Genomic DNA, 26,280 nt, shown 5'->3' on the forward strand with positions numbered 1-26,280 from the left:
CCGGGCCTCACCCGGGGTTGGGGCTTGACGTGGAATAAATGAAAATCTCAACCTACCGGCGCGGGGGCGCCCCCGGGTAAACTCCCCGGGGGCGCCCCCGGCCGCACGTGGTCAGCGCAGGAAGGCCGCCGCCACACCGGCGTCGACGGGAATGTGAAGACCGGTGGTGTGTGTGAGGTCCCCACCGGTCAGAGCGAAGACGGCGTTGGCGACGTGCTCGGGAAGCACCTCGCGCTTGAGGATCGTGCGCTGGGCGTAGAACTCCCCGAGCTTCTCCTCCTCGATGCCGTACGTCGCCGCGCGCTGGGCACCCCACCCCGCGGCGAAGATCCCGGACCCGCGCACGACACCGTCCGGGTTGATGCCGTTGACCCGGATGCCGTGCTCGCCCAGCTCCGCCGCCAGCAGCCGCACCTGGTGCGCCTGGTCGGCCTTCGTCGCCGAGTACGCGATGTTGTTCGGCCCCGCGAACACCGCGTTCTTGGACACGATGTAGACGATGTCGCCCCCGAGGTTCTGCGCCCGCATCACCCGCGCCGCCTCCCGGGACACCAGGAACGAACCGCGCGCCATGATGTCGTGCTGGAGGTCCCAGTCCCGGACCGTGGTCTCCAGCAGCGGCTTGGAGACGGAGATGCCCGCGTTGTTCACCACCAGGTCCACACCGCCGAAGGCCAGCACCGCCGCCCTGAACGCCTCGGTGATCTGCTCCTCGGAGGTCACGTCGACCGTCACCGCGACGGCCCGGTCCGGTCCGCCGAGCTCCTTGGCCACCGCGGCGGCGTTCTCCGCGTGGAGGTCCGCGACGACGACACAGGCACCCTCAGCGACGAGCCGCTGCGCGACGGCCCTGCCGATCCCGGACCCGGCGCCGGTGACCAGCGCGACCCGGGTGGCCAGCGCCTTGGGCTTCGGCATCCGGCGGAGTTTCGCCTCCTCCAGCTCCCAGTACTCGATGCGGAACTTCTCGGACTCCTCGATCGGGGCGTACGAGGAGACGGACTCGGCGCCCCGCATCACGTTGATCGCGTTGAGGTAGAACTCCCCGGCGACCCGGGCGGTCTGCTTGTCCTTGCCGAACGAGAACATCCCGACCCCGGGCACCAGCACGATCGCCGGGTCCGCACCGCGCATCGCGGGCGAGTCGGGGGTGGCGTGACGCCCGTAGTACGCGCGGTACGCCTCCCGGTACTCCGCGTGGAGCTCCCCGAGACGGGCCACCGCCTCGTCCAGCGGCGCGTCGGCGGGAAGGTCCAGGACCAGTGGGCTGACCTTCGTCCGCAGGAAGTGGTCCGGACAGGACGTACCGAGGGCGGCGAGTCGCGGATGCTCGGCGCGGGAGAGGAAGTCGAGCACCGGCGCCGTGTCGGTGAAGTGCCCCACCTGCGGACGGTCCGTGGACGCCAGACCCCGGATCACCGGCGCGAGAGCCGCGGCCCGCTCCCGGCGCGCATCCGCGTCAAGGGCCTCCCGGCCGGGCAGCACCGCGCCGAACGGCTCGGGCCTGCCGCGCTCCTCCAGGAACGTCTCCGCCGTACGGATCATCCAGAGGGCGTTGTGCTCGCACTCCTCGGAGGTGTCGCCCCAGGCCGTGATGCCGTGACCGCCCAGGACCACACCGACCGCCCGCGGGTTGGCCTCCTTGACGGCCGCGATGTCCAGACCGAGCTGGAAACCGGGCCGGCGCCAGCCCACCCAGGCCACCCTGTCGCCGAAGCACTCGGCGGTGAGCTTCTCGCCGTCGGCCGCGCACGCCAGCGCGATACCCGAGTCCGGATGCAGATGGTCGACGTGGGCGGCGTCGACGAGGGCGTGCATCGCGGTGTCGATCGACGGTGCGGCGCCCCCCTTGCCGTGCAGGCAGAAGTCGAAGGCCGACACCATCTCGTCCTCGCGCTCCACCCCCGGATACACGTCCTTGAGCGCCCGTACCCGGTCCAGCCGGAGCACGGCGAGACCGGCCTCGGTCAGCGTGCCGAGGTCGCCGCCCGAGCCCTTGACCCAGAGCAGCTCGGCCTCTCCGCCGGTGACCGGATCGGTCTCCGTCGCCTTGGCGGAGGTGTTGCCCCCGGCGTAGTTGGTGTTGCGCGGGTCGGATCCGATCCGGTGGGCGCGCTCCAGGAGCGCGGCGACTTCGGCGTGCGTCGCGGACGTCATGAGGGTTCCTTCGAGGTGGGAGGGCGGGCGGGTGCGCGGGACGTGAGGAGCGGGGCTCAGGCGCCCCAGCCGGCCTGCTCGCCGCCGACCCGGTCGGCGGCGATGCGCTCCTGGTTGCCGGAGGCGAGATAGGCGGCGAACGGGTCACGGGCCAGGCCGAGTTCCTCACGGATCTCGGCGAGCAGCGGGCGTACGTCCGTGTTGAACGCGTCCATCAGTACGCCGTTGGAGGCCAGGACGTCACCGGATCGCTGTGCCGAGGCCAGGGCCTCGGAGTCGATCAGCAGCGCCTTCGCGGTCGCTTCCTGGACGTTGGTCACCGAGCGGATGACGGCCGGGATCTTGGCCTCGATGTTGTGGCACTGGTCGAGCATGAAGTTGACATTGGTTTCCGTCTCCAGACCGCCGTTCTTCACCACTTCGTGCATGATCCGGAAGAGCTGGAACGGGTCGGCGGCGCCCGCCATCAGGTCGTCGTCCGCGTAGAAGCGGGAGTTGAAGTCGAATGCCCCGAGCTTCCCCTCACGCAGCAGGAACGCCACGATGAACTCGATGTTGGTGCCCGGCGCGTGGTGGCCGGTGTCGACCACGACCTGCGCCTTCGGACCGAGCTTGAGGCAGTGGGCGTACGAGGTTCCCCAGTCCGGGACGTCGGTGGTGTAGAAGGCCGGCTCGAAGAGCTTGTACTCGAGCAGCATCCGCTGGTCGTCGCCGAGCCGTGCGTAGACCTCGGTGAGGGCCTGGGCCAGCCGGTCCTGGCGGCCCGAGATGTCGTCCTGGCCGGGGTAGTTGGTGCCGTCCGAGAACCACAGCTTGAGGTCGGGCGAGCCGGTGGCGTCCATGATGTCGACACATTCGAGCAGATGATCGGTGGCCTTGCGGCGGACCTTCGGGTCCGGGTGGGTCACCGAGCCGAGCTTGAAGTCGTCGTCCTGGAAGACGTTGGAGTTGATCGCCCCGATCCGCAGTCCGAGATCCTCCGCGTGCCGGGTGAGCGCCGGATAGTCCTCGACCCGGTCCCACGGGATGTGCAGCGACACCTTGGGAGCGACCCCGGTGTACGCGTGCACCTGAGCCGCGTCCGCCAGCTTCTCGAACGGGTCACGCGGGACTCCGGGCTGGGCGAACACCTTGAAACGGGTCCCGGAGTTTCCGTAACCCCAGGACGGCGTCTCGATGACCTGAGACTTCAGAACTGCCTTGACGGCCGACACATCAGACATGAACACCTCGTAAGCAGAGTCATCCGGCGACCGGTCAGGATCGGGGATGTGAATCGTTTCATCCGGAACGTACGCTAGGGAGGGTCGATGCTGCTAGTCAAGCAGCTAGTCAAGTTTCTTCCGGATTTGAATCAATTCACCGCAAGCGCTTACTATTCCGGTCACTTTGACAGGTGACCAAAAGGTCACATATTTTGGTTCCATGGACGCGGTGTTCAAGGCCCTGGCAGATCCGACGCGACGCGCTCTGCTCGACGAGCTGTTCCGTCAGGACGGGCAGACACTGAGTGCGCTGGAAGCCCGCTTCGACATCACGCGGTTCGCGGTGATGAAGCACCTCAAGCTGCTGGAGGCGGCGGGACTGGTCGTCACCCGACGGCGAGGCCGGGAGAAGTTCCACTTCCTGAACCCGGTGCCCATCCGGCTCGTCCACGACCGGTGGGTGAGCAAGTATGCGGAGCTGTGGGCAGCGGGGCTCAGCGGCCTCAAGAGCCGACTGGAGAATCCCATGGAGAAGGTCTTCGAGATCTACATCCGCACCACCCCCGAGCGCCTCTGGGAGGCGATCACCGACCCCGAGATCCGGAGCAGGTACAACTTCGGTGCCCGCGTGACCTCCGACTGGACCCCCGGCTCACGCTTCGAGATGGGCGCACCCGGTGCCCCCGGCCCGCTGGGGGAGGGGCAGAACCTGGAGGTCGATCCGCCACGCAAGCTGGTCCAGAGCATGGTGGCACTCTGGAGCGACGAGGTGAAGAACGAGGGACCCACCCGCATCACCTGGGAGATCGAGCAGGTCGGCGACTCCTGCCGGCTCACCGTCACCCACGACGAACTGCGCGAGGGCGCCAACGACGAGCTGTACGGCGGCTGGCCGATGATCCTCTCCGGTCTGAAGACCTGGCTGGAGACGGGCGAACTCCTCACGACACCCGGCTCCCTCATGTACTCCGACCGGTAGCCGACGGCCCGGCGGCGGCGGGTGCCGGCCTCCCGCCCCAGGGGGAGCGGCACCCACCGCGCACCGGAACGGTCAGCGACCGGAACCGGACAGGCTCGGCCGCAGCGCCCGCACGAGGGCGAAGAGCCGGTCCTCGTTGCCACTGAGGCCGGCCCTGCGCAGAGCCTCGTCCGCCTCCTCGATCGGTGAGGCGAGCAGCGGCATGTACAGCGGAGCGTCGGCCGGGTCCGCGAGCACGGCGCGGGTGGCCTCCAGTAACCGGACGTAGGCCTGGGCCGCGGCGACTTCTTGATTGCGCATCTCAGCATCTCCTGGTCAGAGGTGTCGGACCGTCAAGCATTCCCCACGGGTCTGACAACGCCCTTTCACCAGGCACGGAATGTCTCAGCCGGGCTCCGTACGCCCCGCGCCGGAGGGCGGCTCGACCTCGAGGAACCGCCGTCGCCGAGGCCCCCGGTACAACAGAGCGGTCCAGCCCAGGCGCCGCAGCACCGCGACGCATCCGGTCAGCGCACCCTCCTCGTCGTGGGCCGCACCACTGCCCGGCGGACCGTCCCACTCCACCCGCACGGTGCCGAAGCGCTCGCCTTCACGCACCCGGTACCCCGTCGCGGCCAACTCCCCCGAGACGCCCACCGCCGACGCCGGTATTCCGGCGGCCTCCAGGGCCAGGGCCACGGCCCGCACCGGCCGGTGCAGCTCCCACCGGGCAGGGACGCCCTCAGGATCCGCGTGATCCGTGTTCGTGAGCCGCCGGATCTGCAACAGGCCCTCGAACGCCGTCCGCACCGCCCCGGCCCGTACCTCCGGCGGCCCGGGATCCGGCGGGCCGTCACCGGTGGCGGGCTCGAACCCGGTCTCCTGCGAAGCCCCCATGGACTGTCCCCTCCGCCTGCGGTGCTGTGCTGGTGAGCCCAGTGTGCGCCGCCCCACCGACAACGGGTGTCAGACCCGGGCCGGCAGCCCACGGGCAACGGGGGTGTCCGGCCCGGTCCGGCAGCCCCGATAGGCTTGGATCCGCCCCGCACACACCGGTCAGCCCCGCACCCACCGGAGGAATCAGGCACGTGTCCGACAACGATTCGACCACCCCGCCCACGACGGAGCAGGACGGCCTGCGGGCCGACTGCGCGAACTGTTTCGGGCTGTGCTGCGTCGCGTTGACCCTGACCGCGTCGGCGGACTTCGCGATCAACAAGAACGCGGGCGAACCCTGTCGCAACCTGCGGGACGACTTCCGCTGCGGCATCCATACCCGGCTGCGGCCGGAAGGCTTCTCCGGATGCACGGTGTACGACTGCTTCGGCGCCGGCCAGAAGGTCTCCCAGGAGACCTACGGCGGCGTGGACTGGCGGCGCGCCCCCGGCACCGCCCAGCAGATGTTCCAGGTCTTCCCGGTGATGCGGCGGCTCCACGAACTCCTCCGGTACCTCACCGAAGCCCTCGCCATGCCCGCCGCGGAGCCCCTGCGCACCGAGCTCCGCAGCGCCCGGGACGCCACCGAACACCTCACCGGCGGCACCGCCGAGGACCTCGCCGAACTGGACGTCTCGGCGCACCGTGACCGGGTCGCCGTCCTGCTGGGCAGGACGAGCGAGCTCGTGCGCGCGACCGTCCCCCGGAGCAGGAAGCGCGGCCACCGGGGAGGCGACCTCATCGGAGCCCGCCTCAAGGGGGCCGACCTGCGGGGCGCCGACCTGCGAGGGGCCTATCTCATCGCGGCCGACCTGCGCGCCGCGGATCTGCGCGGGGCCGATGTCATCGGTGCCGACTTCCGGGACGCCGAACTGTCGGACGCCGACCTGACCGGTGCGCTCTTCCTCACCCAGGCCCAGCTGAACGCGGCGAAGGGCAACGCCACCACGCGCCTGCCCCTGTCCCTCACCCGGCCGACGCACTGGGCAGGCTGAAGGCCGCCCACGCCTCCGGCCCGGGCCCTTGCCGTGAGGTGGGCCCGGGCCGTTACCCCACGCCTCAGCCGTGACGCCCGGGCCCGACAGCCACTCCTCAGCCGTGACGCCGGGGCCCGGTGTCCCCACCTGGCCCGGCGGATGTCCCGTCCTGCTCCAGCGCGGCCTTGAGCCGCTCCAAGGTCGTACGGATGTTGCCACGTTGGAACTCCGCGAAGGTGTGTCCCCGCGTGGCGACACGGTCGAACGCGTTGGCGACGAAATCCGGCCACGCCCGCCGGTTGTCCGTCCAGGTCTCCGTGACCCGGGTGCAACCGCCGACCGCTTCGAAGCGGTACTCCCACAGGGCGATGGCCCCGGGCAGCCGCGGTCGCTTCGCCCCGATCGCGTGCACCCGGAACGCGAACCGCTCACCCGGATCGGCGGCGGTCACCGTGCACCTCGTCGTCCAGCGGAAGGAACCACGCTTGTTGCGGCCCTCGAAGACCATGCCCACGTGGGTGGGCCGGGGCTCACCGATCACTCGCGCACCCCGGTTCTCCGGGCTCCAGCGCCCCATCGCGGTGGGGTCGCTGAGCTGCGCGTACACGGCCGAGGGAGTTGCCTCGACCAGGATGCTGTCCGACACGGACATGATGCGGGGCATAAGCGGTACTCCTTGGTCATGACCGGTCCGCCACTCCACGGAAGCCGGACGGATCATGTGCGAACGGTTGGCGGTGCTGGTTCGTTGGACAGTGTGGCGTACACGCGACAGCGTCCAGGACACCGGACCCGAGGAGCCAGCACATGCCAAGCCCCACCGAAACCGGCCGTACCCGCACCGATCCCGCCGGCACGGCCGACCGCACGCGACTGATCGAACGGCTCATGGGGACGTACCCCCATGTGCCGCGCGAGGCCGTCCTCAAGGAGGACCTGCTGCGTGGAGGCATGGCCTTCGACGAATCCGCCCTCAGCGACAACGAGCACGGTGAGATCAAGCCGAAGTCGTACTTCATCTTCTCCTTCGACCACAGCACCCTGCCGGAGCTCGGTGCCGCCGCCCTGCGCCGCCCGCCGGAGGAGATCGTGCTCACCGGCGGCCCCTACGACCTGCGTCGCACCGTCGTGTCCGTACGGGTCAACCCGGCCTCGCCGTACCGCGTGGCGGCAGGACCCGACGGGGTCCTCGGCCTCTACCTCGACGGGCGGCGCATCTCCGACGTGGGGCTGCCTCCGATGCCGGACTACTACCGGCACACCTTGAGCAACGGCAAGTCCGTGATGGAGGTGGCCCCCACCATCCAGTGGGGCTACCTGATCTACCTGACGGTCTTCCGGGTCTGCCAGTACTTCGGGGCGAAGGAGGAGTGCCAGTACTGCGACATCAACCACAACTGGCGCCAGCACAAGGCGGCCGGTCGCCCCTACACCGGCGTGAAGGACGTGGAAGAGGTCCTGGAGGCCCTCGCCATCATCGACCGTTACGACACGGCGGGGACGACCACCGCGTACACACTCACCGGCGGGGCGATCACCTCCCACATCCAAGGCCGCGACGAGGCCGATTTCTACGGGCAGTACGCCAAGGCCATCGAGGAGAGGTTCCCCGGCCGCTGGACGGGGAAGGTCGTCGCCCAGGCACTCCCCAAGGCCGACGTACAGCGTTTCCACGACTACGGGGTGCAGATCTACCACCCCAACTACGAGGTGTGGGACCGCCGTCTGTTCGAGCTGTACTGCCCCGGCAAGGAGCGCTACGTCGGCCGCGACGAATGGCACCGCCGCATCCTCGACTCCGCCGAGGTCTTCGGCGCGCGCAACGTCATCCCCAACTTCGTCGCGGGAGTCGAGATGGCCGAGCCCTTCGGCTTCCCCACCGTGGACGAGGCCATCGCCTCCACCACCGAGGGGCTGCGGTTCTTCATGTCGCACGGCATCACCCCGCGTTTCACCACCTGGTGCCCGGAGCCCACCACACCGCTGGGCAGGACCAACCCCGACGGTGCGCCGCTGGAGTACCACATCCGCCTGCTCGACGCGTACCGCTCGACGATGGAGGAGTACGGACTGTCCTCACCGCCCGGATACGGCCCGGCGGGCCCGGGCCGAGCGGTGTTCTCCGTCAGTTCCTTCATGGACAGCCTCCCTCCCGAGCCGGCCGAGCTCAGCGGCTGACCCACAAAGGCGGCGGGAGAGAAGGCACTTGACCACGAGTGCGCTCGAAACGATGGAGCAACCGGCACCGCCGCCCAGCGGGGGACGGACCATGAGCGCATCTCCGGTCACACTGATCACCGGCTACGTTGTCCTTCGCCGGGGAAGTCACTGAGCTCGGGGATCGGTTGACGCCCGTAGGGGAGGTGGCCGAGACGCAGCGTTGCGGTCGGCCGACGAGGGCTTCGCAAGGCTTGACGTGGTCGTCGCCGACGTGGGCCCGCCACCCGTGACACCCTCGCGGACGGGGCCCCTGCTGATCAGTGCGGTGCTCCCCGCTCCGACGGAGAGGGGCGGGTGTGTCGTCCTGATCGGTAGCGTCGCCGGTTGCGTCCCCACCCCCGGGCAAGATCTACGGGGCGACCGAATGGGCGGTCACCGGCCTGGCCGAGAACGCCCGGCGCACGGTGACGGGCGACGGCGTCGGCGACCCTGATCGCGCCCGGACGGGTCGGGGATCCCTTCCGGGACGGCCTCGGTTGCCTGCCCGAAGGCCGACTGATGACGGCCAGTCACGTCACGGGCTCCCTCGTGTGGGCCGTCGGGCAGCCCGTGGGCTCGACGTGGACAACGTCATCATCCGGCTGGTTCGCCGCCCCGCCCCGCCCCGCCCCGCCGCGCCCCGCTCCCGCCGGGTAGGACCGGGGCGCGGAACGCCGTTTCGCCGGCGCATCCCCGCTCGGGCCAGGTCAGGCGCGCCACTCCGCGGTACGTTCGGGTGAGGCGTCGGCCAGTGCCTTCGTGATGGTCTCCACGTCGCCCCGGTTCCCGTAGACAGGGGTGCCGGGCTGCTGACGCCAGGACTCGTCCAGATTGCCCGCGTCGACCGTGTCGAAGCCCAGCTCGTCGATGAGGTCCCGTACCGCCTGCTTGGCGGCCGGGTCGTCGCCGGCTACCGGGAGGGCCTGCCGGCCGGGGCTGCCCTGGGGGAGACCGTTGTCGAGGATGTCCTGGGCGTACGTCCCGTTGAACGCCTTGACCACCGGGTGACCGAGCTGCTGCTCGGTCCAGCGGCTCTCCGTCAGCCCGTCCTCGATCGCGGCGATCCGCCCGTCGCGCTGCTGCGGGTAGTAGTTCCCGGTGTCGATGACCGCGACGTTCTCCGCCGCCCCGTCGAAAATCCCCGAGGTCAGGTCCGGGACGGCCTTGAGGGGCACCGTCACCACGACGATCCGGGCGTCGCGGGCCGCCTCCGCCGCCGTGACGGCGGTGGCTCCGGTCTCCTTGACGAGCGCTTCGAGGGTTCGGGGTCCCCGTGAATTGGCGACAGAGACGTCGTGTCCCAGCGCGGTGAGGCGGCGGGTGAGGTTGCCGCCGATGTTGCCCGCTCCGATGATGCCGATCTTCATGGATCCGACCTTCCGATACCGAGTGCGAGAGAGTGAAAGGGTCCTGTCGGGCACCAACTCCGACCGCGCGGAGACTATTCCGCTTCTGCTGAATCGGTTCTTCGGTGGCCCGGACGGGTGGGATCTGCCGGGATGGGCATCTGGAGAGAGGCAAGCGGAATCACAGCGCCCCACTCAAAGGTGGTGCCCGTACTGCACGGTGTGGATGTCAGTTCCCATCAGACAAACTTCGACACGGACGGAGTGGACTTCGTCCTCATCAAATCCACCGAGGGGCGTTTGTACGTCAATCCGAAACTCAAGGTCAGGCCGAGCGGGCCAGGGACGCCGGATACCTGGTCGGCTACTATCACTTCCTATGGCCGGGGCATGCCAAGGAGCAGGCGGAGTATTTCGGCGACAGGACCCCGGAGAAGGCGGGCGACCTCCTCGCCGCCGACTGGGAACAGACCGCTGAGGGAACGCGCGCGAGCAACGCGGACAAGGACCGGTTCATCCGCGAGGTGAAACGCCTCCGGCCGCGCCATCGCGTCCTCCTCTACCGCAACCGCACCTTCCGGCTGAATCACGACACGACCTCGTACGCGGGCGACGGGCTCTGGATCGCCGACTACGTGACGGAGGGCCGGCCGAGGATCGAGGCATCCTGGCGATCCACCAGTACACCGACCGGCCGCTCGACAAGAACGCGGCCGACTTCCCCTCCCGCCGGGCGATGCGTACCTGGACGGAAGCCTGAGGGCCTTCGTCAACACGGGCACCATAGCCATCGGCCAATGGAGTGCCTTTGCCAGCCACTGGTGCAGTGCTCACAGGGATCTCCCGCGGTACGGCTGCGGGGGAGTCCATCCTGGTCGCCGAGTCCGCAATCGGCCGTCGACCGAAGGAGTGCCGCAGTGACGACGAGGGGTGCCTCAGAATCGGTGGAAGCCGATGCTGCCTACCAGGACGAACTTCCCGTCCGGCGGCGGCAGCCGGGGAGGGTGGTCATCACGTGGCTGACCACCACCGACCACAAGACCATCGGCACGATGTACCTGGCCACCTCGTTCCTCTTCTTCCTCGTCGGTGGCGTGCTGGCACTCGTGATGCGCGCCGAGCTGGCCCGCCCGGGCAACCAGATCGTCTCGAACGAACAGTTCAACCAGGCGTTCACGATGCACGGCACGATCATGCTGCTGATGTTCGCGACGCCGCTCTTCGCGGGGTTCGCGAACTGGATCATGCCGCTGCAGATCGGCGCGCCCGACGTGGCGTTCCCCCGGCTGAACATGCTGGCCTACTGGCTCTATCTCTTCGGTTCGCTCATCGCGGTGGCCGGCTTCCTCACCCCGCAGGGCGCCGCCGACTTCGGATGGTTCGCGTACTCGCCGCTCACCGACAGGGTGCGCTCGCCCGGCATCGGCGGCGACCTGTGGATCATGGGCCTGGCCTTCTCCGGCTTCGGCACGATCCTCGGCTCGGTCAACTTCATCACCACGATCATCTGCATGCGCGCCCCCGGCATGACGATGTTCCGCATGCCGATCTTCACCTGGAACGTCCTGCTGACCGGTGTCCTGGTCCTGCTGGCCTTCCCGGTCCTGGCCGCGGCACTCTTCGCGCTGGAGGTCGACCGGAAATTCGGTGCGCACATCTTCGACGCGGCAAATGGTGGCCCACTGCTGTGGCAACACCTCTTCTGGTTCTTCGGTCATCCCGAGGTGTACATCATCGCCCTGCCGTTCTTCGGAATCGTTTCCGAGATCATCCCGGTGTTCAGCCGTAAACCGATCTTCGGCTATGTCGGTCTCGTCGCTGCGACGATCGCCATCGCCGGCCTTTCGGTGACGGTGTGGGCGCACCACATGTACGTGACCGGTGCTGTGCTGTTGCCGTTCTTCTCGTTCATGACCTTCCTGATCGCGGTACCGACCGGTGTGAAGTTCTTCAACTGGATCGGCACGATGTGGAAGGGGTCGTTGTCCTTCGAGACACCGATGCTCTGGTCGGTCGGTTTCCTCGTCACGTTCCTCTTCGGTGGTCTGACCGGCGTGATCCTGGCCTCGCCGCCACTGGACTTCGAGGTTTCCGACTCCTACTTCGTCGTCGCACATTTCCACTACGTGGTATTCGGTACCGTCGTATTCGCGATGTTCGCCGGATTCCATTTCTGGTGGCCGAAGTTCACCGGAAAGATGCTGGACGAACGGCTCGGCAAGATGACGTTCTGGACCCTGTTCTTCGGCTTCCACGGCACGTTCCTGGTGCAGCACTGGCTCGGCGCCGAGGGCATGCCGCGTCGCTACGCGGACTACCTCGCCGCCGACGGCTTCACCGCGCTCAACACGGTCTCCAGCGTCGCCTCGTTCCTGCTGGGCCTGTCGATGCTTCCCTTCCTCTACAACGTGTGGAAGACCGCGAAGTACGGCAAGAAGATCGAGGTCGACGACCCCTGGGGCTACGGCCGTTCCCTCGAATGGGCGACGTCCTGCCCGCCCCCGCGCCACAACTTCCTCACGCTGCCGCGTATCCGCTCCGAATCCCCGGCGTTCGACCTGCACTACCCCGCCGTCCGCGCACTCGAGGAGGAGACGAACCGTCCCGCCGAGTCGATCACCGTGGCGCCCGGGGACAAGCAGGCGCCCGGGGACAAGCAGCTATGAGACAGGCCGGGACGAGGTGCGTCGAGAGGAGGACCGGGTGAAACCCGACAAGGAGAGAACGGCCCGAGGTCTGGCACAGGTGGAGGGCTACCTGCTCTGGAACGCCGAAGTGGAGGAGGCCCGACGCCGGGCGGTCCGCTTCACCGAACAGTTGCCCTGGCTCACGACCGCCCAGCGTGAGGACGTCGAACGCGTCTACGTCACGGACCGGGTGGCCGTCTGCCGTGAATCCCTCACCAGGATCGCCGAGCGGGCCGTCGAACTCCGGGGCGAGTACACCGCACGGTACGACCGGCTGAGAGCACGCTGTGTGGCGGTGTCCGCGCTCACCGTCGGCGCGCTGAGCGGCACCTTCACGGCACTCGCGCTGATCAGCCGTTGAGAGCCTGGTTTCGATCCAGGATTTGAGTAGCTCTGGGTCCTCGGGCTGGTCAGGTGCGCGAGGGTGCCGGGCGAACGGGAGAGCGGGTGTGCGGGGGCTGCGGCGTCGGTTGAGGCCGGAAGCGCGTCCCCCGGGTCGCGTTACGCTCCACTGCCTGTCGTGCCAGGCAGTGGCGCAGGGAAGGACGGTGGCGCAAGCGGGTGGCCGCGGACAAGGGCCTGGAGGGCTCGGAAGTAGTCGTTCGCCGAATGGGCACAGTGACCGCGTCGCGAACGCATCCGGAACCGATCGATACGGCGGACAAGGTCGGTTCCGCCGGCCCGACCCGCCATGCGCAGATCGTGGCATAGCTGCGGAAACTGGTGGAGAGTGCCAGCCGCATCCAGTTCACCATCGGTGACTACGCAGTCGAAGTCGAGCCGATGCGCGAGTCCGGTGGGCAGGACCGGACCGATGACCTGTTCATGGTCAAAAACTCGCTGCTCCGGCTGGCCGATGACAACGGCCTGTCCCACGCGTCGGTGTAGGACGCCCGCTGGGACCGCGTCGAGGTGGACCGGACAGCACCGGGTGGAGGGCGGTCCTTCACCGTTCACAAGATCCTGGCGGCGATCTCCGACTCGGCGGAGCGGTTCGCCGCGGCCCTTACCCCGCCCGAGGGCAAGACGCGCTGGACGGCGGACGAGACCAGGCGCCGGGTCGGGCGACAGGGCGAGAATCCCCGGTCGTCGCATGAGGAGATCAGCGCGATCCACACCCTGGCGGCCGATAAGGAGGTCGCGACCACCGTCACCGGCGACCTGCTGCGGCGGCCGACCGTGGCAGCCCAGGTCAAGCAGGACGACAAGGTCCGCGTCGTTGACACGCTGACCCGCGACGAGCTCGTCGCGGCGACGGTCACCACCGGCCTGCTCCGCGGGCCCGATGTCGTCGTCCGGGCGATGTCGGACGAGACCGCCCGCCACCGGGTCAACCATGCCCAGGTCGCAGGCCCGCGAGCACTTCTTGGACATCAGCTCCGCCGCCCCAGCCATCCGCAGCATCGACCGGCCGGTCGAGTTTCTGGACCTCGTCACCGCCTGCCACCCGTTCGTCGCGGCCGCGGGCCGGGTCGTCCCCGGCGTGCGCGACCGCCAGCCCGGCGGAGACGAACGCGTCATCGTCCATGAGAACGTCGCCCGCGTCCGGGCCACGCTGGACTGGTTGGACACGGCCGTGGACACCGGCAAGGTCGACGGCGAGCCGGCCCGCCTGCTGCAAGGCGAACGGCCGACGCCATGTGCTTCCGCACGCAGATCACCGGCGGCCCAGCGGCATGCCGACAGCATCCGGTTCCAGACTTCTCGTACTCACGAACGCTTGACCTGGAGCGCGCTCCAGATCCGAGTATGGGCGGCATGGATACCAGAGACACCCAGATCGTCCTCGGGACGATGGACTTCGGCACCCGCGTCGCCCCCGACCAGGCCTTCGCGATCCTTGACTCCTTCGTCGCCGACGGCGGTGTCTGGCTCGACACCGCGAACTGCTATTCCTTCTGGACCGACCCCAGCGGTGTCGGCGGCTCCAGCGAGCGTGTCATCGGCGCATGGCTGCGGGCCCGCCCGGGCGCGCGCGACACCGTTCGGATCGCGACGAAGGTCCGCCACAACCCGCTCGTCCCGCACGCGGCGGAAAGCGCCGAAGGACTTTCAGCGCGTGCCATTCACGCGGGTGTGGAGGAGAGCCTGGGGCGTCTCGGAGTTGATCACGTTGATCTGCTCTGGGCCCACGCGGAGGACCGTACCGTGCCGCTGGAGGAAACGGTCAGCGCCTTCGGCGAGTTGGCCGCGAAAGGAGCGGCCCTGCGGGTCGGGGCGGCGAACCATGCCGCCTGGCGCGTCGAGCGCGCCCGGTCACTCGCGCGGGAGCGGGGTGTGGAAGCGTGGACGTCCCTGCAACTGCGCCACTCACTCGTCCAGCCGCGCCCGCTCACCCCTGTCGCGGAGGGCGGCCACCGCATGCTCACCGCCGAGGACCTGGACCTCGCCCGGTCGGAGGGGCTCGCCGTGTGGTCGTACACCTCGTTGATGTGGGGTTCCTACGTGCGCGCGGACAAGCCACTGCCGCCAACCTATGATCACCCCGGGACCACCCGGATACTCGCCGTCCTGGACGAGGTCGCCGGCGAGCTCACGGCCACGAGGAACCAGGTCGTCCTCGCATGGTTGATGCGGCAGGGTATCGATCCCATCGTCGGCGCAAGCCGGGTGGAGCAGATCCAGGAGGCACTTGCCGCACGCCGTGTGCGGCTCGGTGACGAGCACCTGGCGCGCTTCGCCGAAGCGCGGTAGCGGCGTCCGCGAAAGGAGCCTCCATGAATACCCTCACCCCGGCGGCAGTAGCCGACCGTGCCGGCGTGTCCATCGACACGCTGCGGTACTACGAGCGTGAAGGGCTCATCGGCCCGATCCGGCGCTCCGCCGGCGGGCGCCGGGAGTACACCGAGAACGACGTCTTCTGGATCGGTCTGGTCACATGCTTCCGCGAGGCCGGCCTCGGTATCGCGGACCTGCGGGAGTTCGTTGCCATCCTTCGTACCGAGCAACCTCCGCAAGAGCGAGTTGCCTTCCTACGCGAGCGCCACGCCGCCCTGGAACAGCGGGTAGCAGCGTTGCGCCGAGCCATGCAGGTCCTCGACGAGAAGATCGCCTACTACAGCTGACCGGCAGGAGCCCCTGCACTCAGCTCACGTCCTGTGGCGGACAGCGGAAACGCTGTGTACCCGGCCTTGTCGTACGTTCTACGGGCGGGCTGCTCACTCGGCGAATCGGGCTCGGGGCTCGAAGACGGCGCATCAGAGCCCGCGAAGTGGACAGTTCGAATCCTGACCTGGGTAAAGAAACTGCCTCAAGGTTCGAAAACAGGTACTGCCCTCGGCCCCGGGAGTCCTAAGCGGTGTCCGGACTCCCGGGGCCCGGGTCAGTGGAGCACCAGGCAGAACGGATGCCCCGCGGGGTCCGCGAACACCCGCCAGCCCCGCGCGGAGTCGTCCAGCAGGCTCGCTCCGAGCGCCAGCACCCGCTCCTGGGCACTGTCCAGATCGGGAACGCCGAAGTCCGCATGGACCTGCTGCGGATGGGCGGGGTCCGGCCACCGCGGAGGCCGGTAGTCCTCGACCCGCTGGAACCCGAGCACGAAACCGGTGGGAGTGTGCAGGGTCGCCCAGTCCTCGTCCAGGGACCACCGGCCGTCCGGCTGATCGACCCTCCCGCCGAGGACGGCCGCGTAGAACTCCGCCAGCCGCGCCGGATCGGGACAGTCGAGCACCATGCACTGTAGTTCGGCGATCATGGTCGCATCCTAGGAGCCCGCGGTTCCGGTGGGAGACCCGAGGGACGGGATGCGCCGGACCGGCCACCGGGAAAAAAATCGCACCCTCCCGCCTGCCGTCGCCGGGCTGAGGTCACAGGACCGACAACTCCGGGCGCGGTCCCGCCCCCCAGGCCCGGTCGAGCTCGGAGAGATGCGCGGCGAGCCGCTCGGCGTGCGACGAAGGAAGTTCGTCGGTCCGGTGCCCCAGGTGCACGGCGCAGGCCGTCGTGGTGTCGATGAGCCGCTCCACCGCACCGGCGACCCCGTCCGAACCGGCGGAGTGACGGGCCACCGGCGGGAGTTCGGCCGCCGACAGGTCGATGGCCGTACGCGCCGCGGCCAGCGACCTGTAGGCGTCGCGCCGCAGCGCACCCCGTCCGGCGTGGTCCTCGGGCGCTTCCAAAACGTGCCCGAGGTAGCGGTGCGCCGCACCCACCGCCGTGTCCAGCGCGGCGCGCACGCCGTGCCCCCGCCGGCCGGGCAGCGGAAGATGACCGACGAGCAGCACCGTCACACAGGCCAGCAGCGACTCCACGACCCGCCCCCAGGCGGCAGGAGGCTCACCGCCCAACAGGACGAGAGACAGCACGAGTACGGTGACGACCGCTGTCTGTACCGCGAAGTGGCGGGTGGCGACCGGCAGGAGCGCACCGCAGAGCGCGACCGCGCCGACGAGCGGGAGCGGGCCGGACAACAGCCCGGACAGCACCACCATCAGCAGCCCGAAGACCGCCGCGCCGGCGACGGTACCCACGGCCCGGCACAGCACCCGCGAGACCAGCGGGCCCAGATCGGGCTTGACGAGGAAGACGGTCGTGGCGGGCAGCCAGTACCAGTGCTCGTGATGCAGCCACTGCGCCACGACCGTACTCGTCGCGCAGCACACGGCCACCCGCAGGCCGTACTCGCGTCCCGCGGGACTCCACGCCCGCCTCGGAACCGAACCGTCGGGGCGCCCCTTCGCCGTTTCCGACGGCGCGCCTTCGGGCCGGTCGAAGACCGCCGCGGCCCGCAGCAGGGCGTCGTCCAGAGCGCGCAGCCCGGCATCCGTCCGCGCGGGGGCGGGCAGCGGGCCGCAGGAACCGCCCGTGCGGACCGCGTCCGCCAGCCTGCGGGGACCCTCCACGAGACGGCCGGGCAACGGCACACCGGCCCAGGCCAGTGCGGTAGCTGCCTCGGCCAGCGGAAAGGCCGCCGCGTACTGGACATGCAGCCGGCGCTCGGCGGCCGAACTCGCACGCCGGCGCAACCGTGGCCCGCCCAGCGCGTCCTGAGCCTGGTCGAGTGCGGCGCTCAGCGCGGCCCGCCCGGCCAGGGCCCGCGGACCGCCCGTCGCTCCGAGGAGCCGGGACACGGCCTCGTAGACGGCGGCGACCGCCTCCCGTTCCCCGTCCAGCCGGTACGGTCCGTTGCCCGGCCGACCCGGCGAGGGGAGCACCAGACGCAGCACCAGGAGCCAGCCCGCACCGACCAGGAACAGCAGCGCACGCACGGGCCCGGGCTCCGGCAGCGGCATTCCGGCCCCGATCACCGCCGCGACCAGCACCTGCGTCCCGCACGCGGAGGCCACCGGACCCGTCGAACTGAACGCCCCGGCGACCAGCCCCAGGAGCCCGAACACCAGCGGCAGCACGAACACGGACCGGCCGCCGCCCGCGGCGGCCGCGATCAACGTGCCGAACAGCAGCCCCGCCGCACCGGCCAGCGCCGGAACTCCCAGCCGGGTCACCGCGGCGCGCCTGCTGCCGGGCCGGTCGTTGATCCCGGCCAGCATCGCGCCAAGCGCGGCCGGCACCCCCGCCGTCGGCCGGTCGGCCAGCACGGCAACGAGCAACGGCACCGAGGCCAGGGCCCCACGCAGCACCGCGTTCCACGGAACCGGTCCGCGCTGGGCCCGCAGCACATGCCCGAGCCACGGAGGGAGGGGAGGAAGACGAGAGGGAAAAGCGGGTGTGAACACCTGGCTCCTGTCCGCGCGGGAATGCGTCACATCGCCGGCGGACGCCTTCGGCCTGGGCGTGACCCCAGCCTAGATCCTGTACGTGGAGCGGGTGCTACCTGATCGTTTCCGCGGTGTGAAGGTGTGAAGGACCGCCGACGTCACAGCGAAGTGCCGAAGTTCTGCGTCCACACCGGGCCGCCCGAGGAGTCCACCCGGCCTACGCCGATCTCCTTGAACGCGCAGTTGAGGATGTTCGCCTTGTGACCGGGACTGTTCATCCACGCCTCCATCACCGCGGCGGCCGTCGGCTGGCCCTTGGCTATGTTCTCGCCGTACGTGCTCCAGCGGTACCCGGCCGCAGTGATGCGCGCGCCGGGATCCGTACCGTCCGGCGAGGTGTGCGAGAAGTAGTCCCGCTCCACCATGTCCGCGGAATGACGTGACGCCGCCGTCGCCAGCTGGTCGTCGGTACCCACCGCTCCGCAGCCCTCCTTCGCACGCTCGGTGTTGACCAGGTTCATGACCTCCTCCGCCACGGAGTCGGAGGTGGGCCGCGCGGGTTCGGGCACGGCGGACGGCTTCGAGGAGGTCCTGCGAGGGCTGGGCACAGCCTTGGGTGTGGGGGAGGACTTCTTCCCGGCCTCGGTCTTCGACGACGAAGGCGTCGGGGAGCCCGACGAGGGAGAGGGCGACGGCGAGGCGCTCGGAGGCGCCGACGTGGTCTCCGGCGCCGACGGGCCCGTCGGAGGCGCGACGGCCGTGGCACCTCCGACGGGGCCGTCGTCCCCGTCATCCGTGTAGAGGTGCACCGCCGCGCCACCGCTTCCCAGTGCCGCGACCGCCACCAGTCCGGCCACCACGGTGGTGCGGCGCCGCCGCCTGACCTCGCCCCGGCGCCGCTCGGCACGTCCCGGCCGCCCCGACAGCCGTGCGACCTCGCCGTGTACGTCGCCTGCCGGGACGAAGTCCGCCGGCCCGGTGGCGGACGCCACCAGGGGAACCAGCGCCAGCCCCACCAGCAGGCCCTCGGCCGGGACCAGACCGGACCCGTGCCCCGAGCAGACCGTGCAGTCCCGTGCGTGACGCGCCAGACGCTTGCGCCAGAGAGCGGACGGCATACCGTCCCACTGCGCGGTGAGGTCCTCGAGCAGGATGCAGCGCGGGTGGGCCGCCAGCACACGCACCACGACTCTGGCGGCCTCCAACTGCGCCTTCATCCGCTGCACACGGACCGCGGTGTGCTGCGGGGAGAGGTCGAGTGCCTCGGCGACCTCGGCCCGGGAAAGTTCACCGGCCGTCTCCAGCCACCACAGGGACAGCAGCGCACGATCGTCCTCGTCAAGCCATCGCGTGGCCTCGGCGGCCTCACGGCGCTGCCCCGTCAGACCGAGGCGGACGATCGTCAGCTCCACGAAGTCCGCCGCGGGATCGACGACGTCGTACGCGCCTTCCGTCGGGTCGGTGGATATCTCCCCCGCCCTGCGCCCGCGCCGGTGCCCGCGTATCTCGTTCATGGTGATGGCAACGAACCAGGAGCGGAAACTTCCCGGGGTGCGCAGGGACGGCAAGCCGCGGAGCATGCGCAGCACACTCTCCTGCACCACGTCGTCGACATCGGCATGACCGTTCAGCGCACGGCCGACGATGTTGTAGACCAGAGGCAGATACGACGCGACGAGCCGGTCCCGGGCCTGCTGGTCCCCCTTCTGAGCCGCCTTGATCAACGCCGACTCGCGTGCCTCGCCCATACAGTGCTCACTCTTCCGGGATCCTGTTCCGTCACTTCCCACACTCGGGAGACGCTGTGCGGCGGGGACGATAACAGGAATCCGGCCACCTGGTCGGGAACCCCTCCCGGATCCGGGTACACCACATGCCGGACCCCGGGGCCGGCACCAGGCCTGCCACGGGATCCGGCACGCACGGAAACTTCTACGCGACGGCCGCGACGGCTTCCGGGGTCACCCGAATCAGGGACGGGGAGGACTGTCCGGTCCCTGGCCCTTGCCGAACTGCTGCCGCAGCTTCTCCTGGCCGGTGTCGACGTGCTTGCCGTACTTGCCCTGAGTCCGTCCGTCGATCATGTCACCGGCCTTGTCGGTGCCCTTCGAGGCCTGGTCCTCGTGGCCCTTGAGCATCTTCTTGATCTTGTCCAACGCGGACATGGCATTCCTCCTGGACTCGGCGTCCCCCGCCCATCAAGGGTCACCGCACATGGCCCGGACCGCATCCGCGCACGGCCGCGGGGCGGGTCCGTACCGATGCGGAGGTGTGAAGGAGGCGTGGATGGGCAGATACCGGATGACCAGGGAGGTGGTGGCCGTGGGCCGCATCCGGATCGTCCGCCGTCCGCAGCCCCCCACGGGGCCGCCCCCGCTGGACCTGCGCACACCGTCCGGACGGATCCTTCCGTACTGACCGCCGGCCCGTCCCCGCTCCGGCGCCGTCGTCCGGTGCGGGGGAGGCGGAGCGGTGAGGTCTGCCATGAGTGATCCTCGACAGTCACCGGACGAGCGGCTGCAGACAGACCGGCCGCACTCGGCCCGCGTCTGGAACTACCTCCTCGGAGGCAAGGACAACTATCCCCCCGACGCCGCGGCGGGCGAGATGATCCTGAAGGCGTTCCCCGACATCGCGGGAATCGCACGTGCGCAGCGTGCCTTCCTCGCCCGTGCCGTCCGTTTCCTGACCGGCGAAGCGGGGGTCCGGCAGTTCCTCGACATCGGGACGGGCCTGCCCACCGCGAACAACACGCACGAGGTCGCCCAGTGGATGGCTCCCGAGTCCCGGATCGTGTACGTCGACAACGACCCGCTCGTGCTGACCCACGCCAGAGCCCTGCTGACCAGCACACCCGAAGGCACGTGCGCGTACATCGACGCGGACGTGCGGGACACCGGCCGAATCCTCCGCGAGGCTGCCCGGACCATCGATCTCAACCGGCCCGTCGGCCTGACCATGCTGGGCATCATGGGCCAGCTCCCCGACGAGGAGAACCCCTGGGGCCTCGTCCGCGAACTGCTGGCAGCTCTCCCCGCGGGCAGCTACCTGGCCCTCGCCGACGGCACCGACACCAGTGAGACCATGACCAGGGCCATCGAGGCGTACAACGCGCATTCGGCGAGCCCCTACCATCTGCGGAGCCCGGCGCGGATCGCCGACTTCTTCGAAGGGCTGGACGTGGTCGAGCCGGGCGTGGTCAGGATCTCGGACTGGCGCCCCGACCCCGGCCGGAGCGGCGACCTCGCGCCGAGCCACGCGGTCGGCGCCGTGGGGCGCAAGCCCTGAGACGAGGCACACAGCCCCGCCGCGAGCGTGCGCGCGGAGCGTAAGCTCCTGAGGCATGATCGATCATTCGGCGCAGGCCCCGTCCGCACGGCAGACCAACTGGGCGGGAAACATCACGTTCGGCGCCCGAAGGCTCCACACACCCGCCACAGTGGCCGAGCTCCAGGCCCTCGTGGCCGCGGGGACAGCGGTACGGGCGCTGGGCACCGGCCACTCCTTCAGCACCGTGGCCGACACCCACGGCGACCTGATATCGGTCGCCGGTCTGCCCCGCTCCGTCGAGATCGACCCGGAGGCCAGGACGGCGACGGTGAGCGCCGGGCTGCGCTTCGGGGAACTCGCCGGCATCCTGCACCGTGGCGGACTGGCCCTGCACAACCTGGGCTCACTGCCCCACATCTCGCTCGCCGGTGCCTGTGCCACCGGCACCCACGGATCAGGGGTCGGCAACCGCTCGCTGGCCGGTGCCGTCCGGGCACTGGATTTCGTCACCGCGGACGGCACGCAGGCGACGCTGGAGCGCGGTGACGCCGACTTCCCGGGGGCCGTGGTCTCCCTGGGGGCGCTGGGCGTGGTGACCCGCCTGACCCTGGACCTCGTGCCCGCCTTCGAGGTGCAGCAGTGGGTGTACGAAGGGCTGCCCGAGGAACAGCTGCTCGGCCACTTCGACGAGGTGATGTCCGAGGCTTACAGCGTCAGCGTCTTCACCGACTGGCGCGGCGGCCCGATCGACCAGGTGTGGCTCAAGCACCGGGTCGGCGAGGAGGGGCCGCGCACCGCGCCGTCCGAATGGCTCGGTGCGACACCGGCGGGCAGGCCGAGGCACCCGGTTCCCGGGATGCCCGCCGGGCACACCACGGAACAGCAGGGCGCCCCCGGCCCCTGGCACGCCCGGCTTCCGCACTTCCGGCTCGAATTCACCCCGAGCAACGGCGACGAGCTGCAGTCGGAGTACTTCGTCGCCCGGCGCGACGCCGTGGCGGCCTACGAGGCGCTCGACCGGATCAGGGAGCGCATCGCACCTCTGCTGCAGATCGGCGAGATCCGGACGGTGGCCGCCGACGACCTGTGGCTCAGCCCGGCACAGGGCATGGACGCCGTGGCCTTCCACTTCACCTGGGTGCCCGACACCGCCGCCGTCACGCCCGTCCTCGGAGCCATAGAGGAAGCGCTGGCGCCGTTCGGTGCCCGGCCGCACTGGGGCAAGGTGTTCACCACCCCGCCCGGTACGCTGCGCCGCCTGTACCCCCACTATGCCGATTTCGAGCGGTTGGCCGCCCGCCTCGATCCCACCGGCACCTTCCGCAACGCCTTCCTGGAGCAGCACTTCCCCCGTACCGGCGACGGCTGCGACGGTCAGGGCGCCGGCTGAGGCCGACGGCAGGGGGAGTCAGGCCGAACCGAGCCCCTTCCGGAGCTCGGCGGCCCGGTCCTTCCTCGCCTGCTGCGGTGCGAGTTCCTCCACCAGAGTGGCGAGCTCCTCACACGCCAGCTCCGTCTCGTACCGGATGTTGTTGTGCTCGGTGACGATCGCGGCCAGCAGGAGCGCGGTGAGGGCGACGCTCCCGTTGAGGATGCTGAGGTTGAGCATGACCTCGAGGACGGTGTGGCCGGCGAACGGGCCCACCCCGTCGGTTCCGGCGACGATCGCCATGACGGACATCACGAGGGCGCACGGGGCGCTGCCGGCCAGCTGGAAGCGGAGGGCGGCCCAGATGATCACGGGGAAGAGGAGGTAGATCATGGACAGCGAACTGCGGGTCGCGACGACCGTGATCCCCGCGGCGACGACGGCCAGTGCCCCCGCCTCCATCCACGGGTCGTTCAGCCGGGGCACGCGTGCGTTGCGCAGGACGAGCAGCAGGGGGGTGACCATGAGGACCCCCATGGCGTCCCCCGCCCACCAGGCGGACCAGACCGACCAGAAACTCGACCCGGGGAGATCGCCGGTCAGCAACAGCCCGCCCGCACCGGAGGTCGCGCTGATCAGCATGCCGCCCATCGCCCCCAGGAAGACCAGCACGACACCGTCGCGCAGTCGGTCCAGCTCCTCGCGGAAGCCCACCGCGCGCAGGGCGAGGTAGGAGCAGACCGGGGCCAGCGTGCTTCCCGCCGCGATACCGAGGCCGGAAAGCGTCAGACCCCGGCTCAGGGAGATCACCGTAAGCAGGGTCCCGAGGGCGATTCCCGGCCAGATCCGGAGCCCAAGACACAGGAGTGCCGCCAGGGCGATGCCCGTGGGCGGCCAGAGCGGGCTGACGACGGAGCCCTCCACGCTCACCTGTCTGAGAAGACCGATCCGTCCGGACGCGTAGTAGGCAGCGGCGATGCCCAGCATCTGCAGTACGGCCACGGCCCGGCGTCTCGATGCCTCACTTCGGATCACGCACCTCATCAGACACCGCGCGTGGCGGCAGGCGGCCGTGACACGCGCGGCGCGTCCTCACCTCGGTCCGGTGGGGACGGGGCCGTGCCGCAGGACGAGAACCGCCGCGTCGTCCTCGTGGCCGGTGAGCACCGCGGCCCGGAGCACCGCCTCCGCGAGCTCCTCGGCGGTGTCGCCGCAGTGCGCGTCCACCAGACGTCTGATCCGCTCCAGCCCGTCACCGATCGACAGCGAGGGCCCCTCGATGACCCCGTCGGTGAGGAGCACGAACGCGCCCTCGGCGTCCAGCGTGCGCCGGGTGACCGGGTACTGCTGGCCGGCCTCGATACCCAGGGGCAGGCCGCCGGCGTCCGAGGTGATGCCCGAACGGCCGTCGGCGGTGGCCCAGACGCTCGCGACATGACCGGCCCGGGCACTCCGCAGATCGCGGGTCACCGGATCCAGCCGGAAGAACGTGCAGGTGGCGAAGAGGCTGGAGCCCATCGAGAGGATCAGGTCGTTCGTGCGGCCCATGACCTCACCGGGATCAGCCGCCGTGCTCGCGATGGCCCGCATGGCGATCCGTATCTGCCCCATGAAGGCGGCAGCCTCCACGTCATGGCCCTGGACGTCGCCTATCGCCAGGCCGAGCGAGCCGTCGGGGAGCAGGAACACGTCGTACCAGTCGCCGCCGATGTCCAACCCGTGGCGGGCGGGGGCGTAGCGCGCCGCGGTCTCCAGACCCGGGAAGGAGGGCAGCGCGACGGGGAGCATATTGCGCTGGAGTGCCTGGGCGAGCTCCACCCGTGCCTGGTGCAGCTCCACCTCCTGCCGGGCGCGGGCGGTCAGGTGCTGCAGCGTGCTGAGCAGTTCCTCGGCGCTCGCTGATCGGGGAGTTCGACGCCGGTTCATGGGCCGCTCCGCGGTGCGATAGTTCCTGCATCCTATTTCGAAGCGAACGCTCCTGCGAGTGCTGCGGTGCCAGGGCCCCTCCAGGGTACGGATGCCCGCGTGGACAGGATCTCGTCGGCCGGTTCAGCCGGCCCGGCTCAGCGACTCGGTGAGCCGCCCCAGGGTCTCCTGGAGCGCGAGGACCTCCTGGACCGACATCCCCGTGGCTCCGAGGATCGTGCGCGGAACCGGCAGCGCGCGCTCACGCAGCCCGGCCCCGGCCTCGGTGAGGTGGACCGTGACCGACCGCTCGTCCTCGGCGCTCCGCTCACGGCGGACGAGTCCGGCCGATTCGAGCCGTTTGAGCAGCGGGGAGAGCGTCCCGGAGTCGAGGTGCAGCCGCTCGCCGATCATCTTGACGGGCAGCGGGCCGTGTTCCCACAGGACCATCATCGCGAGGTACTGGGGGTAGGTGAGGCCGAGATCCCTGAGCGCGTCCCGGTAGATGCCACCGAAGGCGCGTGAGGCCGCCTGCAGGGAGAAGCAGACCTGATGGTCCAGCCGGAGCAGCTCGGTGTCAGGCAGGTCGGTCAGCTCGGGATCGGAGGTCGGCGGTGGCGTCATGGATCCAGAGTAGCGTGCCGTCCGTCATTGAGTTGTGCGCAATTAAGTTATGTGCAATCCTTCTGGAGGTGGCCGGCCCGCGGTCACCGTCGTACGAGAGAAGGTCACTCCATGGACGCGCTGTACACCGCTGCCGCCACCGCGAACGGCCGTGAAGGCCGGGCAGTGAGTTCGGACGGCCGGATCGACCTCGCGCTCGCCCTGCCGCCGGCCCTCGGGGGCAACGGCGAGGGCACCAACCCGGAACAGCTGTTCGCCGCCGGATACGCTGCCTGTTTCGCCAGCGCGATGAGCTCGGTCGCCCGCGAGATGAAGGTCGACACCAAGGACGTCTCCGTGACGGCCGAGGTCTCGATCGGCAAGGACGACACGGGCTTCGGCCTCGCCGTCGTGATGCGCGTCGAGCTGCCGGAGGCGCTGGAGGGGGAGACCGGCCGCCGACTGGTCGACGCGACGCACGCCTACTGCCCCTACTCCAAGGCCACGCGCGGCAACATCGAGGTCGAGCTCGTCATCGAATAGCGCACCCGATTCCCCTCACCCGCGGGGTGAGGGGAATCGCCGGGCAGGGGAGACAGGAGTCGAACCTGCGGCATCCGGTTTTGGAGACCGGCGCTCTGGCCTCTGAGCTACACCCCTTCGGCGCCCTCAGCCTGGCAGTCGTGCCGGTCGCGGACAACAGGTTTTCGGCGGACCCGGTCCGATCCCCGGTCCGCCCCGCACCGGTCCACAAGGACCGCGTACACTCGGCTCCCGTTTCCGCTGATTGGCGGGCATAACCGATCGATGGGCAGTTCGACGTGAGTTTCGCAGACAGATCCGACGCACCGATCTACGCCGGCCTCGTGGAGGAACAGGGCGATGTCCCGGCAGAGGTGCGCAGGGTGGCCGAGCAGACTCTGCGAGAGGTGGACCGCGCACTCGACTTCAGCTCGGTGCGCGCTCCGGCGTCCTTCCGGTAGTTCCCTGCCGTAGGGGCTGCGCCGGGCC

The 26,280-nt window shown here is 69.9% G+C and carries 26 protein-coding genes, 1 tRNA gene and 2 pseudogenes; 15 read left to right on the plus strand and 14 right to left on the minus strand.

What is annotated here, in order from left to right:
- Window positions 1-111: 111 nt before the first annotated feature.
- Both ACFWVP_RS03555 and rhaI read right to left on the minus strand, forming a co-directional pair.
- Window positions 112-2,157 (minus strand): bifunctional aldolase/short-chain dehydrogenase, encoded by a 2,046-nt coding sequence (locus ACFWVP_RS03555; RefSeq protein WP_384493266.1) that lies wholly within the window; start codon window positions 2,155-2,157, stop codon window positions 112-114.
- Window positions 2,158-2,213: 56 nt separating this feature from the next.
- Complete coding sequence (gene rhaI / locus ACFWVP_RS03560) at window positions 2,214-3,380, minus strand: L-rhamnose isomerase (RefSeq protein ID WP_384493267.1); 1,167 nt, start codon at window positions 3,378-3,380, stop codon at window positions 2,214-2,216.
- Between the two features lie 202 nt (window positions 3,381-3,582).
- On the opposite strand from rhaI, the gene ACFWVP_RS03565 reads away from it, so the two are divergent.
- Entirely contained in the window at window positions 3,583-4,341 is a 759-nt protein-coding gene (locus ACFWVP_RS03565; protein ID WP_384493268.1) for an ArsR/SmtB family transcription factor, read from the plus strand.
- A gap of 72 nt (window positions 4,342-4,413) precedes the next feature.
- On the opposite strand, the gene ACFWVP_RS03570 is transcribed toward ACFWVP_RS03565, so the two are convergent.
- Together ACFWVP_RS03570 and ACFWVP_RS03575 are read right to left on the minus strand one after the other, a co-directional pair.
- Complete coding sequence (locus tag ACFWVP_RS03570) at window positions 4,414-4,641, minus strand: hypothetical protein (RefSeq protein WP_384493269.1); 228 nt, start codon at window positions 4,639-4,641, stop codon at window positions 4,414-4,416.
- A gap of 84 nt (window positions 4,642-4,725) precedes the next feature.
- Window positions 4,726-5,217: a hypothetical protein gene (locus ACFWVP_RS03575; RefSeq protein WP_384493270.1), complete on the minus strand. Its 492-nt coding sequence runs from the start codon at window positions 5,215-5,217 to the stop codon at window positions 4,726-4,728.
- Between the two features lie 191 nt (window positions 5,218-5,408).
- Between ACFWVP_RS03575 and ACFWVP_RS03580 the strand changes: the two genes are divergently transcribed.
- Window positions 5,409-6,251: a pentapeptide repeat-containing protein gene (locus ACFWVP_RS03580; protein ID WP_384493271.1), complete on the plus strand. Its 843-nt coding sequence runs from the start codon at window positions 5,409-5,411 to the stop codon at window positions 6,249-6,251.
- 97 nt (window positions 6,252-6,348) lie between these two features.
- Here the strand turns inward: ACFWVP_RS03580 and ACFWVP_RS03585 are convergent, their stop codons facing one another.
- Window positions 6,349-6,897: an SRPBCC family protein gene (locus tag ACFWVP_RS03585; protein ID WP_384493272.1), complete on the minus strand. Its 549-nt coding sequence runs from the start codon at window positions 6,895-6,897 to the stop codon at window positions 6,349-6,351.
- A gap of 143 nt (window positions 6,898-7,040) precedes the next feature.
- On the opposite strand from ACFWVP_RS03585, the gene ACFWVP_RS03590 reads away from it, so the two are divergent.
- On the plus strand, window positions 7,041-8,411 hold the full coding sequence (locus ACFWVP_RS03590; protein ID WP_384493273.1) for a radical SAM protein: 1,371 nt from the start codon (window positions 7,041-7,043) through the stop codon (window positions 8,409-8,411).
- Between the two features lie 728 nt (window positions 8,412-9,139).
- On the opposite strand, the gene ACFWVP_RS03595 is transcribed toward ACFWVP_RS03590, so the two are convergent.
- Entirely contained in the window at window positions 9,140-9,853 is a 714-nt protein-coding gene (locus tag ACFWVP_RS03595; protein ID WP_384493274.1) for an NADPH-dependent F420 reductase, read from the minus strand.
- Between the two features lie 78 nt (window positions 9,854-9,931).
- Between ACFWVP_RS03595 and ACFWVP_RS03600 the strand changes: the two are divergent.
- The 7 genes and pseudogenes from ACFWVP_RS03600 (at window position 9,932) to ACFWVP_RS03630 (ending at window position 15,530) form a co-directional block, all read left to right on the plus strand.
- Window positions 9,932-10,538, plus strand: a pseudogene (locus tag ACFWVP_RS03600) (glycoside hydrolase family 25 protein).
- Window positions 10,539-10,695: 157 nt separating this feature from the next.
- Window positions 10,696-12,444, plus strand: a complete 1,749-nt coding sequence (ctaD, locus tag ACFWVP_RS03605) for a cytochrome c oxidase subunit I (protein WP_384493275.1) — start codon at window positions 10,696-10,698, stop codon at window positions 12,442-12,444.
- 37 nt (window positions 12,445-12,481) lie between these two features.
- Window positions 12,482-12,826, plus strand: a complete 345-nt coding sequence (locus ACFWVP_RS03610; protein WP_384493276.1) for a hypothetical protein — start codon at window positions 12,482-12,484, stop codon at window positions 12,824-12,826.
- Between the two features lie 362 nt (window positions 12,827-13,188).
- Window positions 13,189-13,353, plus strand: a complete 165-nt coding sequence (locus tag ACFWVP_RS03615; RefSeq protein ID WP_384493277.1) for a hypothetical protein — start codon at window positions 13,189-13,191, stop codon at window positions 13,351-13,353.
- A 24-nt stretch (window positions 13,354-13,377) separates the two neighbouring features.
- Window positions 13,378-14,032 (plus strand): annotated as a pseudogene (locus tag ACFWVP_RS03620) (DUF6192 family protein); the annotation flags it as partial.
- Window positions 14,033-14,223: 191 nt separating this feature from the next.
- Window positions 14,224-15,159: an aldo/keto reductase gene (locus ACFWVP_RS03625; RefSeq protein ID WP_384493278.1), complete on the plus strand. Its 936-nt coding sequence runs from the start codon at window positions 14,224-14,226 to the stop codon at window positions 15,157-15,159.
- A gap of 23 nt (window positions 15,160-15,182) precedes the next feature.
- Window positions 15,183-15,530 carry a MerR family transcriptional regulator gene (locus tag ACFWVP_RS03630; RefSeq protein ID WP_384493279.1) on the plus strand — a complete coding sequence of 116 codons (348 nt, stop codon included), beginning with the start codon at window positions 15,183-15,185 and terminating at the stop codon, window positions 15,528-15,530.
- Window positions 15,531-15,787: 257 nt separating this feature from the next.
- Here the strand turns inward: ACFWVP_RS03630 and ACFWVP_RS03635 are convergent, their stop codons facing one another.
- The 4 genes from ACFWVP_RS03635 to ACFWVP_RS03650 all read right to left on the minus strand — a co-directional run bounded on the left by ACFWVP_RS03635 (window position 15,788) and on the right by ACFWVP_RS03650 (window position 20,287).
- The gene (locus ACFWVP_RS03635) at window positions 15,788-16,159 is read right to left on the minus strand and encodes a VOC family protein (RefSeq protein ID WP_384493280.1); all 372 of its coding nucleotides are present in this window, start codon (window positions 16,157-16,159) and stop codon (window positions 15,788-15,790) included.
- Between the two features lie 112 nt (window positions 16,160-16,271).
- Window positions 16,272-18,044, minus strand: a complete 1,773-nt coding sequence (locus ACFWVP_RS03640; protein WP_384493281.1) for an FUSC family protein — start codon at window positions 18,042-18,044, stop codon at window positions 16,272-16,274.
- Between the two features lie 236 nt (window positions 18,045-18,280).
- Complete coding sequence (locus ACFWVP_RS03645) at window positions 18,281-19,870, minus strand: sigma-70 family RNA polymerase sigma factor (protein WP_384493282.1); 1,590 nt, start codon at window positions 19,868-19,870, stop codon at window positions 18,281-18,283.
- A 222-nt stretch (window positions 19,871-20,092) separates the two neighbouring features.
- A complete protein-coding gene (locus tag ACFWVP_RS03650; RefSeq protein WP_384493283.1) occupies window positions 20,093-20,287 on the minus strand; it encodes an antitoxin in 195 nt (64 codons plus the stop codon).
- Window positions 20,288-20,408: 121 nt separating this feature from the next.
- On the opposite strand from ACFWVP_RS03650, the gene ACFWVP_RS03655 reads away from it, so the two are divergent.
- The 3 genes from ACFWVP_RS03655 to ACFWVP_RS03665 all read left to right on the plus strand — a co-directional run bounded on the left by ACFWVP_RS03655 (window position 20,409) and on the right by ACFWVP_RS03665 (window position 22,782).
- On the plus strand, window positions 20,409-20,540 hold the full coding sequence (locus ACFWVP_RS03655; RefSeq protein ID WP_384493284.1) for a hypothetical protein: 132 nt from the start codon (window positions 20,409-20,411) through the stop codon (window positions 20,538-20,540).
- 66 nt (window positions 20,541-20,606) lie between these two features.
- Window positions 20,607-21,410: an SAM-dependent methyltransferase gene (locus ACFWVP_RS03660; RefSeq protein ID WP_384493285.1), complete on the plus strand. Its 804-nt coding sequence runs from the start codon at window positions 20,607-20,609 to the stop codon at window positions 21,408-21,410.
- Between the two features lie 55 nt (window positions 21,411-21,465).
- Window positions 21,466-22,782: an FAD-binding protein gene (locus tag ACFWVP_RS03665; protein WP_384493286.1), complete on the plus strand. Its 1,317-nt coding sequence runs from the start codon at window positions 21,466-21,468 to the stop codon at window positions 22,780-22,782.
- Between the two features lie 18 nt (window positions 22,783-22,800).
- On the opposite strand, the gene ACFWVP_RS03670 is transcribed toward ACFWVP_RS03665, so the two are convergent.
- The 3 genes from ACFWVP_RS03670 to ACFWVP_RS03680 form a co-directional block, all read right to left on the minus strand.
- The gene (locus ACFWVP_RS03670) at window positions 22,801-23,796 is read right to left on the minus strand and encodes an MASE1 domain-containing protein (protein ID WP_384493287.1); all 996 of its coding nucleotides are present in this window, start codon (window positions 23,794-23,796) and stop codon (window positions 22,801-22,803) included.
- Between the two features lie 57 nt (window positions 23,797-23,853).
- Window positions 23,854-24,687, minus strand: coding sequence for a PP2C family protein-serine/threonine phosphatase (locus ACFWVP_RS03675; RefSeq protein WP_384493288.1), 834 nt, complete (start codon window positions 24,685-24,687; stop codon window positions 23,854-23,856).
- Between the two features lie 123 nt (window positions 24,688-24,810).
- Window positions 24,811-25,290: a MarR family winged helix-turn-helix transcriptional regulator gene (locus ACFWVP_RS03680; protein ID WP_384493289.1), complete on the minus strand. Its 480-nt coding sequence runs from the start codon at window positions 25,288-25,290 to the stop codon at window positions 24,811-24,813.
- A 111-nt stretch (window positions 25,291-25,401) separates the two neighbouring features.
- Here ACFWVP_RS03680 and ACFWVP_RS03685 point away from each other — a divergent pair, with 111 nt between their 5' ends.
- Window positions 25,402-25,812 carry an organic hydroperoxide resistance protein gene (locus tag ACFWVP_RS03685; protein WP_384493290.1) on the plus strand — a complete coding sequence of 137 codons (411 nt, stop codon included), beginning with the start codon at window positions 25,402-25,404 and terminating at the stop codon, window positions 25,810-25,812.
- 44 nt (window positions 25,813-25,856) lie between these two features.
- On the opposite strand, the gene ACFWVP_RS03690 is transcribed toward ACFWVP_RS03685, so the two are convergent.
- A tRNA-Trp gene (locus ACFWVP_RS03690) sits at window positions 25,857-25,929 on the minus strand.
- A gap of 161 nt (window positions 25,930-26,090) precedes the next feature.
- Between ACFWVP_RS03690 and ACFWVP_RS03695 the strand changes: the two genes are divergently transcribed.
- On the plus strand, window positions 26,091-26,252 hold the full coding sequence (locus ACFWVP_RS03695) for a hypothetical protein (protein WP_384493291.1): 162 nt from the start codon (window positions 26,091-26,093) through the stop codon (window positions 26,250-26,252).
- Window positions 26,253-26,280: the final 28 nt, after the last annotated feature.

It is taken from the genome of Streptomyces sp. NPDC058637 (assembly GCF_042717325.1).
In the GTDB taxonomy this organism is placed as follows: Bacteria; Actinomycetota; Actinomycetes; order Streptomycetales; family Streptomycetaceae; genus Streptomyces.